This is a genomic window from Nostoc sp. CCY0012, from assembly GCF_963920855.1.
GTDB lineage: Bacteria > Cyanobacteriota > Cyanobacteriia > Cyanobacteriales > Nostocaceae > Cyanocohniella.
Window position 1 is genome coordinate 92647 of sequence record NZ_CAWUDM010000005.1, and the last position, 16160, is coordinate 108806.

Below are 16160 nucleotides of genomic sequence, written 5' to 3' on the forward strand. Positions count from 1 at the left end.
TCCTTGTTGTTAAGTAAATATTAACCAGTAATCCTTGGTAGGGATCAAGGGGTCTGGGGGTGCTTTTTTCCCTACTCTACGAATTTATCAGCCGTTGCGGGATCACAGTGTCATGAAATCATAACATTGTGAGTTATGGTAGCCCAAAGAACTAAAATCATGTCATGACTTGATGACAATTAGAGTGGAGATCAGCCAAAAACCGCAATCCATAAAGGAAGCAGCAGCAGTAACAAAAGTATGGAGAGGATGATACTGCTAGCAACTAAATCGCGGTCAAGGTTGTATTCTTCTGCCAAAATCAGCCCAGCAAAGCCTGTAGGCATTCCCGACATCAAGACCATAGCCAAACGGCGATCGCCTGACAAACCCAACAACAAAGTGGTCAGTAAGCCTACACATAAAGGCATGATCACAACCTTGAGAACAGCAGGGATCACAGCCAGTCGAAAATTTTGCCATCCCTGGAGTTGACCTACGCGAATACCAGTTAATAAGAAGGCACAGGGAATAACAACGTTAATCGACCCTTGGAGTCCTGATTCCATAACCGTCGGCAGTGGTATATGCCGAGTCAGAATGCCAATAATAAAAGCCCATAAAGGGGGTACAGTTAACAGATCCCGCAGTTGCATCCACCAACGATTGGCAGATTTTGCATGACTAAAGTAGCTGGCAATTAACACGCCTAAACCATAGGGCCCCACAAAACTGTGGGTGATACTGTAAAGTAATACCCAATTAAGTGCATCCGGTTGAATTAAATAAGGGGCGATCGCTAACCCCACAAAACCAGTATTTCCCAACACAGCCGCCAGCACAAAACTTCCCTGAGTGCGAGCATCCCAGCAATGATTAGCACCCGAATCTGGCTGCAACTTAGATGACAAGACTTTTTGCCATCCCCATAAAGTTAGCAATGCCACCAATAAACCAATCAGCAGCGCTCCTACCGTAATTACTGATGCTAGCAAAGGCAAACTCCCCGCACCACTCAATTCCTGCTGTTGAGTTTTGCGTGCTAACGCCAAGAGTTCCAGGGGTATACCTACCCAGTAAAGACCACGACCTAACAAATGTGGTAACCACTGAGGTAACAATCTAAATAATAATAGCCCCAGACTCGTCCACAGAATCAGGGGTATATAAGCATGAATTAGAGTTTCTGCCATCAACAACGATCCGAATTGAACACCAATTACGAATTACTAAAAATTCATGCTTACTTGATTAATCACTGACATATTTTGGATGCGCCAAACATCTGCTTGTCGAATTAAGGAATATCGTACACGCAAAGTTTCATCCGTAATATTATTAATCTGACCTCTTTCGTAAAACTGTGTGACTTCCCTGACTCTAGCTACTGCTACTACTGATTGATCTGGGTTTTGGTTGACATATTCGACATTCACCGTGTGGTTGTAAGTCCGATAGCGATTTTGTGACCTTTCCTGTTGGGCAATTAGCCGCCACTGAGCTAAAGTTGCACCTGTTAAAATGTCTTGTAGACTCCCAATGTCATGACTTGGGCCTAAAGCTGAGGCTTTAGTAGATAACCAAGTTTGAATGACCTTCTGTGCCATCTCCTCTGTTAAAGAACCCTCTGGAGGTAGCAACTTGCTGTTTGGCTCAGGAATCGCCAAGGGTGGTTCATTTAGCTGCACCGCTAGCTGTTCACCCTGCAACACAGGTGTAGGGTCAAAGATATTTCTCACCCATCCAAATGTCGTGGAAACTATCAACCAAAAAACTAATATACCTGCCAAAGAAGCAAATACAGTCCAAACAAGTCGGGTTTTTCCTTCTAAAGTATGAGCAAAATTTGCTCGTGGCCCAGAAGCACCCCTACTGTTAGCTGGTTTTGCCTTGCGCCGCCGCCGCTTTTTGACTTTACGCGGGGGAGTAGCATTAGCGGTGCCATTTAAATTGTGATTAGTGGGCCTAGCTGTGTCTACAGTCCGCGAAAATGAAGGTACATTTGTTTCCGGGTTCGCACCGTTGGCAACATTACCTAGTGGTATATTTCGGTTATTTGAGGCAAAGTTTGGCTGTTGGGGTCTTTTGTAGTTGAGTGTTTCTGGTAAATCCGGGTCTAGTTTTCTTTCTTGAGGGAATTTTGGATCAACAACTGGGGAATGATTACTTGGTCGGGGAGGTTGCGAAAAAGACCGCCCGTTGATCACAGCCCAATCATTTGTCGTTTCTGCCTCTGTAGGTAAGGCTTCTAAATAAGCTTGCACCTGTGGGGTAGCAAAATAATCTTTGAGCGAGGCTGGTTGCTGGGCTAAATCACGGAAGTGCGGAAAAACTTCGTTTTGTAACCACTGTTCTGCATATAAACATAACCCCGGTAACAAGTCTGGAGAATCTAGGGATCTCTCCCGAATAAAAGCTAGGGCCTCGTATTCCTGACTGAGTTCTAAAACACGGGTGGCTTCTTCGGTTTGTCCTAGTAGCAGCGCACATAGGGACTGTTCTAAATGCACATCTTGACGCTTTCCTAGACCCATCAGCATCTGCTTGGCCTGACGAATTAAAGCAGGTTGACGTTGAGTGAATCCCCGTGCCAAAGAAGCATAAACCGCCAAGTAATTAGCAACAGCAGATGGACGTTTACTTTCCGCTTCAAATAACTTGTGCTGTTCGGCGACTGTTAAATGGTGGCGTAGTTGCTGGATAAATCGCAGAAAATCATCTATGTTTAATCCTGAGTAATCATTACCAGTGCCATCGATGCCGCCGCGATCGCTTAAAATATTATGCAAGAAAGCCAAGCCTTGCCGTCGTTCCGCAGCCTTTTCTTCCGGCAGTGCCAGTAATTCTAAAATCCGATATGGGCGCAACTTATATAAGTCAGCCTGCATTTCTGCTTGCACACTGGCAAATAGCCCTTCCCGTGACAGCAGTTCTTGTCCCGTTTCTAAGGAAATAGCCGCATTTTCATGGTGGCCTTGCTGCCATTGCTCCCGACCCAATTCTAGACAAGCCAGCGCCACAGTCAGCACAATATCTGGGTACTCCGAACTTTCGCTTAATTCGTCACTTACCAGATGATTACCCACTTTGGCAGCTGCCACACTGCTTTGATTGGTCAGGTAATTATGACCTAATTTGAGTACGAGTTCATATTCTCCTAATTCTTGCAGAATTAATAAAGCACCAACTAATTCCTGTTGAGAAATGTCAATGCTGAGACTTTGAGTATCAGGATCGCCCTTGTTGCTGTCTGTGTGGTTTCCCACTGCAACAGTAGCATTAGCATTGCCGTCAGGGCCATAGGCGTGGGCAAGATAAAGCTCATTGTAACTGCTACGTTCTTTAGGATTTGATAAAACCACGTAAGCTTCTTCTATAAGTTGTTTACGAGAAGAAATCGCTGCTTGAGAATACTCTCGTCGCGGCAATTGTACAATGCGATCGCTGTATGACTGCCGCAACTGTTCATCACTTGCCGCTAACGGTAGTCCTAAAATTCGGTAGTAATCTAGCGGAATTCGCACAGTCTACTTCCCCTGCACCGTGATCAACATAATTCACCTAGAGCATTCCAGGCATGTAAAACCGTGCCACAATAATACGGTGAATAATACCGTGTTGGACTTACACTATAAGTTTATATTGCAACAATTGATTTTGTTCCTTCCGCAAATTTGAGTCATATTCTAGTGCTAGCTTTTGGCATTTGCCTAGAAAGCCCCGATGCTTTGTGTTAATTTTTAGTATTGTTGCCTGTAAAAACTTATAGTTGTCAAGAGCCAGTGAATTTCCCTAACTATACAGTTAGAGAAGCTACCCCCGAAAGGATAAAATTTAAGATAAAGAAATAGAACCATATCATAAATACAAATAAATAACAAGTATCTAAGTATACAAAAATAATCATTGTTCATTTTCCCAAATTGTTCATGGATATGCAGAAACCAAGCTATCCTGATTGATAGCCTATGAACAGGGGTAGGGAACGAGAAAAATCAGGGGGCATCTGCTGCCGTTAGGATGAGATCCTCGCAGAACGTGGGTTGAAAAATGCCAAATTCACCCATTTTTCTGATAATTGCCGACAAACCTTTGAGGCGCATAATTTTTGGTTGTTAACTCCAGCAGACCCAGCTTGCGAAAAGCAGATATTGTCTGAGAGCAACTTATTTGAGATGGTAAATTTCAGTTTTACAATAGGGATACTAAAAAAGAATGGTTCAAGAACGCACGTTACCTACATTTAATGCTGCCACTACTCAGATCACCAAAGAAGAAGGGTTGCGGTTGTATGAAGACATGGTATTAGGGCGCTTATTTGAAGACAAGTGCGCTGAAATGTACTATAGGGGCAAAATGTTTGGTTTTGTCCACTTATACAACGGACAAGAAGCCGTTTCCACAGGCGTAATTCAAGCGATGCGACCGGGCGAAGACTTTGTTTCCAGCACCTACCGCGACCACGTTCATGCTTTGAGTGCAGGCGTACCAGCCAGAGAAGTCATGGCAGAGTTATTTGGCAAAGCCACAGGTTGCAGCAAAGGGCGCGGTGGTTCCATGCATATGTTTTCTGCCGAGCATGGTTTACTGGGTGGTTATGCTTTCGTGGCCGAAGGAATCCCTGTAGCAGCCGGAGCAGCTTTCCAAAGCAAATACCGCCGCGAAGTCTTGAAAGACCAAAATGCCGACCAAGTAACAGCTTGTTTCTTTGGTGATGGTGCTGCTAACAACGGGCAATTTTTTGAAACTTTGAACATGGCGTCCCTCTGGAAACTGCCAATTATTTTCGTAGTAGAAAATAACAAATGGGCCATTGGTATGTCTCACGAACGGGCCACTTCCCAGCCAGAAATTTATAAAAAAGCCAGTGTATTTAACATGGTGGGCGTAGAAGTAGATGGTATGGATGTACTAGCAGTCCGAGCCGTCGCTCAAGAAGCAGTAGCCCGCGCCCGTGCAGGAGAAGGCCCCACCTTAATCGAAGCCCTTACCTACCGCTTCCGGGGTCACTCCTTGGCAGATCCCGATGAAATGCGGAGCAAAGCCGAGAAAGAATTTTGGTTTTCCCGCGACCCCATTAAAAAGCTAGCAGCTTATCTAATTGAGCAAAATCTAGCAGATGAGGCAGAACTCAAAGCCATTGATCGTAAAATTCAAGCAGTGATCGATGAAGCTGTGAAGTTCGCCGAAAGTAGCCCCGAACCAGACCCCAGCGAGTTATATCGCTTTATATTTGCGGAAGACGAGTAAAAAGAGGCAGGGGAGCAAGAGGCAGGGAGCAGGGGAGAGACTGCAACAAGGCTTGTACTCCGCCCCAGATCAAGCGTCCTAAAAGCGGCTCACTGTATCACTTGCCGAAGTGGACAGGGCTTGATACCCATGTTCCGCTTCTCTGCGACACCCTACGCTGTAAGCGGAAGCTATGCCGTTCGCATAGCATCTCCCTTAGGAGAAGGTTTTACGTTCCACAGCATCCCCCTACTCCCCACTCCCCACTCCCCACTCCCCACAATATGTTTACCATTGCCCTGCAACAGCAACAATACAAAACTTACATCCTTTCAGATGAAAGTGCTGGCTCTCAAGTCGAAGTAGTACCAGAAAGAGGGGGTATCATCACCCGTTGGCGCATTCAGGGGCAAGAAATTTTCTACCTGGATGCTGAACGTTTTACTCATCCTGATTTGAGCGTCAGGGGTGGAAATCCGATTTTATTTCCTATCTGTGGTAACTTGCCGGATAATGCTTACTCCCACAATGGGCAGCAATACACCTTAAAACAACACGGTTTCGCCCGTGACTTACCTTGGGAAGTCTCTGAACAACAAACTCAAGGGAAAGCTAGCTTGACTCTGGTACTCAATAGCAACGAGCAAACGAAGGCGGTTTATCCCTTTGATTTTCAACTAGTTTTCACTTACGAATTGCAAGGAAATACTTTATCAATTCGGCAGCAGTACAAAAATTTGTCATCTACATCTTTGCCATTTTCGGCGGGTTTTCATCCTTACTTCCTCACGGGTGGTGATAAAACTCAGCTAGAGTTTCATATTCCTTCCCAGCAGTATCAAGACCAGAAAACCAAGGAAATTCATGCGTTTGATGGTAACTTTGATTTCAACCGGGATGAAATTGATGTTGCCTTTGGCGATTTAACTAGTCAATCTGCCACAGTCACAGATAGTAGCCGTAAATTAAAACTGACCTTGGATTACGACCCCATCTATTCCAAGTTGGTATTTTGGACTCTCAAAGGCAAAGACTTCTACTGTCTAGAACCGTGGACTGCTCCTCGTAATGCCCTGAATACAGATGAAAACCTGACTGTGTTGGCACCAGGCAACGAATTGCTGACAACTTTCCGCCTCACAGCAAATTTTTTCTAAACCCCTTTACAAATCTCTAACTATTCATGCTATAATTGCAAAGTTGCAGAAAAAGCAAAAGGGTCGCTAACTCAACGGTAGAGTACTCGGCTTTTAACCGATTAGTTCCGGGTTCGAATCCCGGGCGACCCATATAGAAAACCAAAGAGTCTGATTTATCGGTTACTAAGCGTAGCTAGGGATTTGTTTATGTTTGACAGATAGCGGTCACCATTCCCTTATAATCAGGCTTAAAGGCGTAAAGTTTTTCAACATAAACACCCGTCACTAGTTATAATTTCCTATAAGTTGAAAAAAGTCTTAAGATTAGCGTAATAGTTACGCTTCTCTCACACCGACTAGCTGAAAATACATTTAGGAGGACTATCTATGGCGCTCGTACCAATGCGGCTGCTTCTGGATCACGCGGCTGAAAACGGTTACGGCATTCCAGCTTTTAACGTTAACAACTTGGAGCAGATTCAGGCAATTCTGAAGGCGGCAGCAGAGACAGATAGCCCCGTAATTTTACAAGCTTCTCGTGGCGCTCGTGCTTATGCAGGCGAAAACTTTCTACGCCATCTGATTTTGGCAGCAGTAGAAACCTATCCTCATATCCCCATTGTCATGCACCAAGATCATGGTAATGCACCTTCTACTTGCTACTCAGCAATTAAAAATGGCTTTACCAGTGTGATGATGGATGGTTCACTGGAAGCTGATGCTAAGACTCCTGCTAGCTATGAGTACAACGTTAATGTTACCCGCGAAGTGGTAAACGTAGCTCATTCTTTGGGTGTCAGCGTTGAAGGTGAACTTGGTTGCTTGGGTTCTCTGGAAACTGGTGCTGGTGAAGCTGAAGATGGTCACGGATTTGAAGGTACTTTGGATCGTGAGCAGCTACTGACTGACCCTGACCAAGCAGTAGATTTCGTAGAACAAACCCAAGTAGATGCTCTGGCTGTTGCTATCGGTACTAGCCACGGTGCTTACAAGTTTACCCGCAAACCAACCGGGGAAATTTTGGCTATCAGCCGCATTGAAGAAATTAACCGCCGTCTGCCTAACACCCACTTGGTAATGCACGGTTCTTCATCTGTGCCAGAAGATTTACTTGCCCTAATTAACCAGTATGGTGGTGCAATTCCCGAAACCTACGGTGTACCTGTAGAAGAAATTCAAAAAGGTATCAAGTGTGGTGTGCGTAAGGTTAACATTGACACCGATAACCGTCTAGCTATCACCGCCGCCGTTCGTGAAGCTTTGGCAGCAAATCCCAAGGAATTTGACCCCCGTCACTTCCTCAAGCCTTCTATTAAATACATGCAGAAGGTGTGTGCTGACCGCTATGAGCAATTTGGCACTGCCGGCAATGCTAGCAAGATCAAGCAAATTTCTCTGGAAGATTTTGCTGCTAAGTATGCTAAGGGTGAACTCAAAGTTGTGACCAAGGCATCTGCTAAAGTTTAATTTTGTCAAAAAATAAATAGGAGCATGAGATGATTACTCGGTTCCTTAAAGAATAAAGTTTTGATGTTGGTATAGATAAACCGGGCGACATAGAAGTTTCCCGGTTTTTTGTTGGTCTATATTGGTAATTAGTCATATTTCCTGCGGAAACCCTGCACTTACCGCGCAGCTATGCCCGCAAGGGCTTTACGTAATTCGCAATTTGTAATTTGTAATTATTAATCAATAGAGTAGTCAAATACACTAAATATTCGCTATATTCCCGTAAGTATTCATTAATGAAGTTTTTATGAAAAGAAACTGGAAAAAGCTGAAGATAGTTGCAAGTTTCTTTTGCGCGATCGCCTTGACACAATTTTTGGGGGCAAAAACCCCTGTACAAGCGGCCCAAAATGTTGTCGTGCGTTTCGGCCCATTTGCAGAAACTCTCTCACTGGCTGAATTACAACAGGCTGCGGAAACTGGTGAATTTCCTCAAGGGTTGGAACTTTACACCGGGGGATTATCTCAAGAACAACGTCGCTTCTTTGTAGGAGCGCTCAGAATGAGAGTGCCGATTAATGTTGTTACTCTCAGTAGTTTACTCAATACGCAAATTGGTACAACTATTCTCAGTAATATCTCTGAAGCTTTAGTCCGCAAAGATCAGGCTGGTGTCCAAGCACTGAGAGCCGCATTAGTGTTAGGTGCTACTGAACCACAAGGGCTTTCTCTACTCAATTTCATTGCCGCTTATCCCAGTCAACGCCTGGAAATTGATTTGTTCAAGGCTGTTCAAGTTGCAGGACGTTTAAACACATCTTTTTGGCGTACTCAACAATTTATGCTGGGGATTTCGCCTTTACTCGATTCCAGAACCCCACAGATTTCTCTAGAATTTGACCCCACCCAGTCGGGAATAGGCCAAGTACAAGTACTCAACTTCAACTGGAATGACCAAAAGCGGAGTCGAGAAATTCCTGTTGATGTCTACTGGTCAACAACAAGCAATTCCGAAAAACCCGTAATTGTCTTTAGTCACGGCTTAGGGTCAGTTCGCCATGAATTGCGTTACCTTGCCAATCATCTAGCATCCCACGGTTATGTGGTTGCGGCCTTAGAACATCCGGGTAGTAATGAAACAAATACTAACTTAGCCGCACAAGGTAAAACCAGGGTTGTCCAGCCTCAGGAATTTTTGCAGCGTCCCCAAGATGTAAGTTTTGTTCTCGATGAACTCGAAAAGCTCAATCAAACAGCTAATAACCCATTACAAGGGAAACTGGCGACTAATAACGTGATGATTGTTGGTTATTCTTTTGGTGGCGGTACAGCTTTAGCCATGGCTGGCGCTGAGTTGCAACTAGAACGCCTCAAACAACGCTGTCAAGGTAACTTAGCTGGGTTCAGTTTAGGGGAAACTATCCAATGTGTCGCTCAAGAATTGCCAGAAAATAGCTATCAACTACGAGATGAAAGAATCAAACAGGCGATCGCTCTCAATCCTACCAGTTCGCTAATCTTTGGTACCACTGGTTTAACTCAAGTAGCCGTACCAACCCTAGTTTTGGCGAGTTCCGCAGATAAAACTACCCCAGCGTTGACTGAACAAATTGTGGGATTTAATCAAATACCATCTCCCAAATGGCTGGCCGGTGTGGTGGGCGGTACTCATCTAAGTGTGAAAGACCCTAGTACCACTATGGATCAGGTAGGACGACCAAATACACCTTTTAGTGGTGGTGAAGTTGTGGGTGAACAAGCAGCAGATGTCCGGAAATTTGTGAAAGCTATATCTTTGGCGATGGCTGCACAACTGACTTCAGAAGCTGAGAAATATGCTGTCTTTCTGACCTCAGATTATGCTCAGATAGCTTCGACTCCAGCATTTCCATTTCGCTTGGTGATGGAGATTCCTCCAGATGCTATGTCAATGTTGAAAGAATTGGACGCTAACTAAGGGACTTCCAACTAAAACAATATCCCATAGCTGGGGTAAGCAGGGGAACAGGGGGAAAATAAGAAATATTATTTGCGTAAATTGGATAATTTATTCTTTAGAAGTCCCTAAGAAGCTGCCAAATCAAGCAATGTCCCATCGCAGGGGGATAAGGGCAAAACAATTCGTCTTGAGTACAAATAATCATTGATTTTCTGGAGTTCCCCTGTTCTCAATTTCCCTTGTAAATGCATAAGCATTTTTTATGAAGGGTATTGATTATTTTGTGTCAATTTATGTTGACTACTATAAATAGTATCGTTACACTTAGTTATATAAATTAACAAAATAAATAAATCAACATTAATTTTGATTTCTTGTGCAGTTAGCTAAAAAAACTGGTTTCGGTATTGGTACCTCCTATTAACATTTGGACTTCTCCTAATCGCCTCGGTGTCATAACTGAGGTTTTTTATTGCTCAAAAATATTATGTGACTGTACTTTGAAGCGATCGCTCAGATCCTAGTGTCATTAGCATCTTGACTATAATGTTTGCCAGGGATCTGACTTGTCAGCGCTGGGGCGATCGCCTGAGTAGTCAATACTAGTTGATTTTTGACGGTGACGGCATTCGTTACCATTTTCCATTATTTGACTATTTTTGCTCCGATGATCTATCCTAGAATCAGAATAAAAAGACAAAGATAGCTCTAATAGTCATATATTTTGCTAGCTAGTTGGTTATTGTTGCTGGTATGTACAGCGGTTTAGGACTAGCAGCAAAAGACAGCTTGGGTGAAAAGCTAGTCAATAATTAGGCAAGTATAATTCATCACCGCTGTTCAGCCGCTTAACTCACCAGATTTGAGGTTAGGCAAAAATTTGTATTTATTTGCAAATTTAGTTTTGGAATAAATAACCTTTGGGATTAGCTATCACTAAATTGTCCCCAGGTTTGTCGTTTCATCTATTTAGGGATCTAATTAATTTTGTTGAATTTAAATTACTGCATCCCCTTATCTGGATGTCAACGACAAAGATTACAAACTTGCATTTGTCATATTCTTGTACACTTTTACCTTGAATAAAGTACCATGAATGATTGTGATTTTATATTAAATATCTGCATTCTATCGATAGCCTATCTATCTAGTATTTACTTTTGGATAGCTTTTTCTCAACACTCCAATGAGTGACTGAATACTGGCATATTGATTGCCAGTTATTGCCCATTTTTACTAGACTTTAGAGAGCAGGTGACCAAAAATACATCTGTCAGAGTATCCAGTGGAAAATCTTATGAAAAGTTTAGCTAAATAAATAATTGCATTATTAATCTCAGAATGTTAGTTTTTTTACCAGAAGTGCTTACAACTAGAGATATACAAATTGGCTTACTGGGACTCATAGCTGGATCTTTAGTTTTTGTCTTTATTCGTTTATTTTTTACATGGATAAATTTACTCTTGAAAAAGCTCCAAGTTTTACCAATTAGTGATATTTACCAAAACGTAATTAAGTCTAACAAATCCTTAGTTATGTCCGTATTGGTAATTTCTTGTCTTGAGTTAATTTCATTTTTTCTACCTATCAATAAATGGTCTAACTCATTAGAGATTATTATTAGTTTAACTTTAGCAATTACTGGAAGCTGGTTAGCATCTAGATTATTTAAAAACTTTTTTGATTTCTATTTATTAAATGCTGCTTTCCAAACAGGACAAAAAATCAGTAGTGAGTTATTAATTCTTTTTAAATGGATAGCTAATATTATTATTATTTTTACAGCTATTCTGATCTATGCTCAAACCCATAAAATTAATCTCTTAGGATTACTAGCTAGTTTAGGAATCGGCGGATTAGCCGTAGCTTTTGCTGCTCAAAAAACTTTAGAACAAGTTTTGGGTGGTATAGTTCTCTATCTTGATCGTCCCTTCGTAATTGATGATTATATTGGTTTACCCGATGGTACTTTCGGGAGAGTCGAATCTATCGGATTGAGATCGACACGCATTCGGACATCTGGTAAAGGAACTTTGGTGATAGTCCCTAATAGTTCTCTAACTCAACTCAATATTGAAAACTTTACCGGTGCGAAGAAAGTCATGTCTATTCTTTATTTGATTTTCTATAGATCCATCAGTAGCGAAGAAAAAGCGTTAATTCGCCAAGTAATATTAGAAAGTACAAACGGGATTTTTGGCATTGATTCGCGTAATACCGATGTAAATTTTCAAAATTCCAGCACTTCGGTAGATCCAGATAAAACCCAAGCGCAAGTTTCTTTCTTTATTTTGGGTTCTGGAGATGTTTCAATGGAATTACGTCGTCAACTTTTAGATTTAGCAACTCAAAGTATTACTCAAGATTTGAAAGAATATGGTATTGCATTTGAGATAGAAGAACCAACAATATATGTTGATTCACCGATTACAATTTAGCCAGAATGACCAACATTTCACAGCTTATTCTAGAATTTTTCCAGCAGGACACTACAAGATTAGCTCTATTTAGATTTGGCACATTTCTAATTTTTATTCTACTGTCTTTACTAGTTGGACGATATACACCTACATTTGTACGAATTGTAATTCGACGTTTTGCACCACAACAGGTTGCCAGTATTTATAATAATTTAATTGAACCTATCAGAAACTTATTTAGAATCACTGGTACTTTAATTCTTATTTCATTATCTTTAGCCTGGATTATTGAATATCAATATATTTATGGATTTATTTCACCCATTGTAGACTTAGCTGTTATTACTAGTCTCGCTTGGCTCGCCTCTCGTCTATTTCGTCAATTTATTCGATTTTATGGCATTGAATTAGTAGGAAAATTAGGACGAGAAGTAGATGAATTGCTTTTAGTATTTGAAACTTTAGCGAATGTAATCATTGGCTTTATTGCCGTTCTTGCTTTTGCCCAAAGTCAACAATTTAATTTAGTGGGTTTATTAACTGGTTTGGGAATCGGTGGATTAGCTGTGGCGTTTGCTGCTCAAAAAACACTAGAACAGTTAATAGGAACCATTGTGTTGTATTTAGATAGGCCATTTATTCCTGGAGAATACATTCGTTTACAGAAATCTCCACAAATCCCAGAAGGTTTATTCGGACGAGTTGAATCAATTGGCATCCGTTCCAGTAAAATTCGTACTGCGGCTAAGAGTACGTTGTTCATTATTCCTAATTCAATATTGGCAAACTTAGAAATTGAAAATATTACTCGAGGTAAAAAAGTTATGGTTCTACTCTACCTCGATTTTTTTAAACTACTGCAAGACCAAGAAAAAGCTTTAGTTCAGCAGGTAATTATCGAGAGTACTAACTCCCTTTTCGGTATAGATCCTGGAAGTACCAGTATTACTTTTTTAAATCAAAATGCTGCAATACAAACAACTCGAACAAGAGTCACGTTCTTTATTTTAGGTTCTAATGATAACTCTTTACAATTACGTAAACGTTTATTGGAGTTAGCAAATGAAAAAATTTCTAAAAAACTATTTTCTTCGGGAATTGAGTTTAAAATGCAAGAACCAACCATTTATGTAGACTCACCAGTCACGCTTTGATAATTGAGGTGGAATTTTCATTTGCTAGTGATTCTTCCTTTCTTCCACGCAGCAATGTGAGATGCCAATAAGATAGTGTATCTAGGTTCATCAGCTAACCTTTGTAGAGCTGCTGCTATGGGTATTTCTGTATCTTGTGAAGTAAAAACAGTGACAATTTTTTCTAATGCCACAGTTTTTCCGGGAAAGCATTGGAAGCTAGTAAATAAACTGGGGTTACTAGAAGTACTCTCTACCCATACAGGCAAAATTTCGTCACCATCTACCACCAATTTAGCTGCCATACCGAGTTGAATGCCAGAGTGAACAGTTTGACTCTGTAGCCAGATAATTTGTTCTATACCACCTTGATTTAAAGTTCGCCAATGTTGCTCTGCAATTTTTGGGTTAGGGTCGAATCCCACTTCAACTGTGACATCACCTGTAAAATCTATAGATGTAATTTGACAACGGATTGCTAAAATATGTTGATCGGCCAAACTAGCAAAACGTTCAAAGTAAAAATCTAGGGTATGACCTGCTGGACTACGCCACCGCACACAACGACTAACTAAACCCAAACGCAGATCAAGTTGACGTTCATATTTGATAATTTCACCACTGTCCATACTAAAACGTTCACCTGCAACTGTCACCACTAAAGGTAGCCAGTTGGGACAGTTTACAAGTTTAGTATGGGGTATTTTTTCGTCATAAACACCATCAATCATTGTCACTGGCCAATCCTGGGGATAACCTTCCTCGAAAGTCCCCCGTGTACCTAAATAACCATTGCTAAGGGTGAAGACAGTTTCCTGATAATGTAGCTCTGTGGGATTAAACTCTCTTTCAATCACCTGGGAAACGGTACTCTTAACTATTAACTGATTGTGTGGAGAATTTTCCACAGATACATCAAGCATGGTAAATAAACCTATATCTGGGAACAGAATACAATTCAATTAATCTGATTTCAATAACTAATCTAATTACTGCCTCCATTGCTGAGACTTGAATGTAGTTTTTACAGACAGAAGAGTTGAGTTTTTTGCTATTAAATCAATTTGGAAATTCATCCGTCTCTAGTTAGGTTCCATATATAACTCATGTGGGAACGCATAAATGCAAAAATCGATACAAATTTATATATTTATACATATAGAATTAGAGACTTGCAATTTCTTGTGACTTTTATAACGCTTAGACCTGTTAATACAGGATTGAATACAGTAAAAATCATCCTCAAGACTGATCACAAAAAGACAGAATAGTCGTTATCAATTTATTGACTAAAAAAGCTGAGTGTTCTGTTTCTGATATTTATGCGTCGCCAAATCGCCTATGTTTTAATTTTGCTGTTTTCGCTGATTATTGTGACACTTTGGTGGCCCATAAACGATGCGGATTGCAACGCGAAAGCGTTTCTGGCATCAAAAACCCCAAAATTTTCCATCCCAGCGAGTCAGATTGTAGTGCAGCCGTGGCGTGGAGAACACCAGGTATATGGAATCTTTATGGTTCCCAATGAATACAAGCGATCGCCCTTTTTTGTTTTATCAGTCAAAGGTATTGGTAGTCACTGTTCTAGACCATTTGGCTACAACCAAAACTATGATGACGTGGTTGCTAAACCTGGAACTCATTTAATCAGGTACTACATGAGAAGTCGTATTGCTTTACGCGGCATACTTCAGGGTTTGTACTTGCAGATAAATAATCCCCAAAACTGGACACTGACCTATCCGTTAATTAACCTCAACCAAGTCAGTGGGAATTTCACTATGTAACAACGTATTAGTAGCATTGATGACAACCTGCGCTGCACCTGTAAAAAATGATTTCTCAATATTGGTTGGGACATCACTCGGTAAGTGGTAGTGGGGAGTACGGAGATTAGCGGTATCTGTTACCAGCACAGCACCCACACCCTGATACCAAAATGGTGCATGGTCACTACGTAGGGTATCAGGTGTCAGCAACCCTTTCAGGGGAATAGGTAACCGTAGCACCGATGGGACATGAGGTTGATCAGATTGTTGAAAGGCGTTCAGCAAAGACAAATGTTCTGTATCACCAACCGCTACCAAAAAGTCGCCTTTATCGCTGGGTGGAGTCACCGGTAAACCCACCGGATATTGCTGACAACCTGACGTGTAGCAGGCATAACCCACCATATCCATGACAATGACACCGCTAAGGTTTTGCAAGCGTTCTATCTGGGTAACGAAAGCCTTACTACCTAAAAGTCCCGTTTCTTCCTGGTCAAAAAAAGCTAACTGCAAAGTCCGTGGTGACGGTTTTGAACCCAGAAGTCGGGCAACTTCCAACACCACCGCCACACCGCTAGCATTATCATCAGCACCAGGGGAAGCGTTAACAGTGTCATAATGTGCAGCTACAAGAATTGCACCAGCTGCTTGATTAGTCCCCAAGCGTTCAGCAAAAATATTCACACCGGCGGAAAATTCTTCTAACTTTGGTTCCCAACCTAACTTTCTCAGTTCAGTTGTAATATAACTGCGAGTACGCGATCGCTCTGTTGGTGAGTAGCGCTGAAAATCTAAATTTTGAATGTGGTGAAAAAGCTTGTCAGTCGATACCGCCGGGCCAATTTTCACTGATTGTAACTTTGGTTGTGGTTGTGGCTTTTCTACAGGCATCTCAACCACTTCTGAACTAGAAGGCTGCTGCCAAAATGCTCTAATAACAGTATCCCTACTACCCACAACCATCACCACCACCAGCACCAACAGCCAAATCCATTTTTTCATGTAAATTGATACCTCTGCATAGCTACTGCATTCAAAAAAATGTATTGAGGAATATGAATTAAATAACATGCAAGTCTAGTTTTTGACCTCACCCCGCCTT

General features: G+C 41.6%; 10 protein-coding genes, 1 tRNA gene and 1 pseudogene. 8 read left to right on the top strand and 4 right to left on the bottom strand.

Going from position 1 to position 16160, the window contains the following annotated elements; translation table 11 throughout:
• Positions 1-191: 191 nt before the first annotated feature.
• Both ACM0OS_RS02415 and ACM0OS_RS02420 read right to left on the bottom strand, forming a co-directional pair.
• Entirely contained in the window at positions 192-1172 is a 981-nt protein-coding gene (locus ACM0OS_RS02415) for an AEC family transporter (protein ID WP_414541554.1), read from the bottom strand.
• A 36-nt stretch (positions 1173-1208) separates the two neighbouring features.
• A complete protein-coding gene (locus ACM0OS_RS02420) occupies positions 1209-3503 on the bottom strand; it encodes an IMS domain-containing protein (protein WP_414541555.1) in 2295 nt (764 codons plus the stop codon).
• 691 nt (positions 3504-4194) lie between these two features.
• Here ACM0OS_RS02420 and pdhA point away from each other — a divergent pair.
• From pdhA to ACM0OS_RS02455, 7 genes are all read left to right on the top strand, one after another.
• On the top strand, positions 4195-5229 hold the full coding sequence (pdhA, locus tag ACM0OS_RS02425) for a pyruvate dehydrogenase (acetyl-transferring) E1 component subunit alpha (protein ID WP_414541556.1): 1035 nt from the start codon (positions 4195-4197) through the stop codon (positions 5227-5229).
• A gap of 263 nt (positions 5230-5492) precedes the next feature.
• The gene (locus tag ACM0OS_RS02430) at positions 5493-6365 is read left to right on the top strand and encodes an aldose epimerase (RefSeq protein WP_414541557.1); all 873 of its coding nucleotides are present in this window, start codon (positions 5493-5495) and stop codon (positions 6363-6365) included.
• Positions 6366-6425: 60 nt separating this feature from the next.
• Positions 6426-6497: transfer RNA gene (locus ACM0OS_RS02435), tRNA-Lys, on the top strand.
• Positions 6498-6734: 237 nt separating this feature from the next.
• A complete protein-coding gene (gene fba / locus ACM0OS_RS02440; RefSeq protein WP_414541558.1) occupies positions 6735-7814 on the top strand; it encodes a class II fructose-bisphosphate aldolase in 1080 nt (359 codons plus the stop codon).
• A 289-nt stretch (positions 7815-8103) separates the two neighbouring features.
• On the top strand, positions 8104-9753 hold the full coding sequence (locus ACM0OS_RS02445) for an alpha/beta hydrolase (RefSeq protein ID WP_414541560.1): 1650 nt from the start codon (positions 8104-8106) through the stop codon (positions 9751-9753).
• A 1323-nt stretch (positions 9754-11076) separates the two neighbouring features.
• Positions 11077-12174: a mechanosensitive ion channel family protein gene (locus tag ACM0OS_RS02450; protein ID WP_414541561.1), complete on the top strand. Its 1098-nt coding sequence runs from the start codon at positions 11077-11079 to the stop codon at positions 12172-12174.
• 5 nt (positions 12175-12179) lie between these two features.
• Positions 12180-13310, top strand: coding sequence for a mechanosensitive ion channel family protein (locus tag ACM0OS_RS02455; protein WP_414541562.1), 1131 nt, complete (start codon positions 12180-12182; stop codon positions 13308-13310).
• A 38-nt stretch (positions 13311-13348) separates the two neighbouring features.
• Here the strand turns inward: ACM0OS_RS02455 and ACM0OS_RS02460 are convergent.
• A pseudogene (locus ACM0OS_RS02460) lies at positions 13349-14212 on the bottom strand (hypothetical protein); the annotation flags it as partial.
• A 399-nt stretch (positions 14213-14611) separates the two neighbouring features.
• On the opposite strand from ACM0OS_RS02460, the gene ACM0OS_RS02465 reads away from it, so the two are divergent.
• Positions 14612-15076, top strand: coding sequence for a hypothetical protein (locus ACM0OS_RS02465; protein WP_414541563.1), 465 nt, complete (start codon positions 14612-14614; stop codon positions 15074-15076).
• On the opposite strand, the gene ACM0OS_RS02470 is transcribed toward ACM0OS_RS02465, so the two are convergent.
• Entirely contained in the window at positions 15035-16060 is a 1026-nt protein-coding gene (locus ACM0OS_RS02470) for a M20/M25/M40 family metallo-hydrolase (RefSeq protein WP_414541564.1), read from the bottom strand. The two genes, ACM0OS_RS02465 and ACM0OS_RS02470, sit on opposite strands and share 42 nt — an antisense overlap.
• Positions 16061-16160 lie beyond the last annotated feature (100 nt).

Coding starts and splice junctions, on each gene's coding strand:
- ACM0OS_RS02415 (WP_414541554.1), bottom strand. CDS start 1,172: ATGGCAGAAACTCTAATTCATGCTTATATACCCCTGATTCTGTGGACG.
- pdhA (WP_414541556.1), top strand. CDS start 4,195: ATGGTTCAAGAACGCACGTTACCTACATTTAATGCTGCCACTACTCAG.
- ACM0OS_RS02430 (WP_414541557.1), top strand. CDS start 5,493: ATGTTTACCATTGCCCTGCAACAGCAACAATACAAAACTTACATCCTT.
- fba (WP_414541558.1), top strand. CDS start 6,735: ATGGCGCTCGTACCAATGCGGCTGCTTCTGGATCACGCGGCTGAAAAC.
- ACM0OS_RS02445 (WP_414541560.1), top strand. CDS start 8,104: ATGAAAAGAAACTGGAAAAAGCTGAAGATAGTTGCAAGTTTCTTTTGC.
- ACM0OS_RS02450 (WP_414541561.1), top strand. CDS start 11,077: ATGTTAGTTTTTTTACCAGAAGTGCTTACAACTAGAGATATACAAATT.
- ACM0OS_RS02455 (WP_414541562.1), top strand. CDS start 12,180: ATGACCAACATTTCACAGCTTATTCTAGAATTTTTCCAGCAGGACACT.
- ACM0OS_RS02465 (WP_414541563.1), top strand. CDS start 14,612: ATGCGTCGCCAAATCGCCTATGTTTTAATTTTGCTGTTTTCGCTGATT.
- ACM0OS_RS02470 (WP_414541564.1), bottom strand. CDS start 16,060: ATGAAAAAATGGATTTGGCTGTTGGTGCTGGTGGTGGTGATGGTTGTG.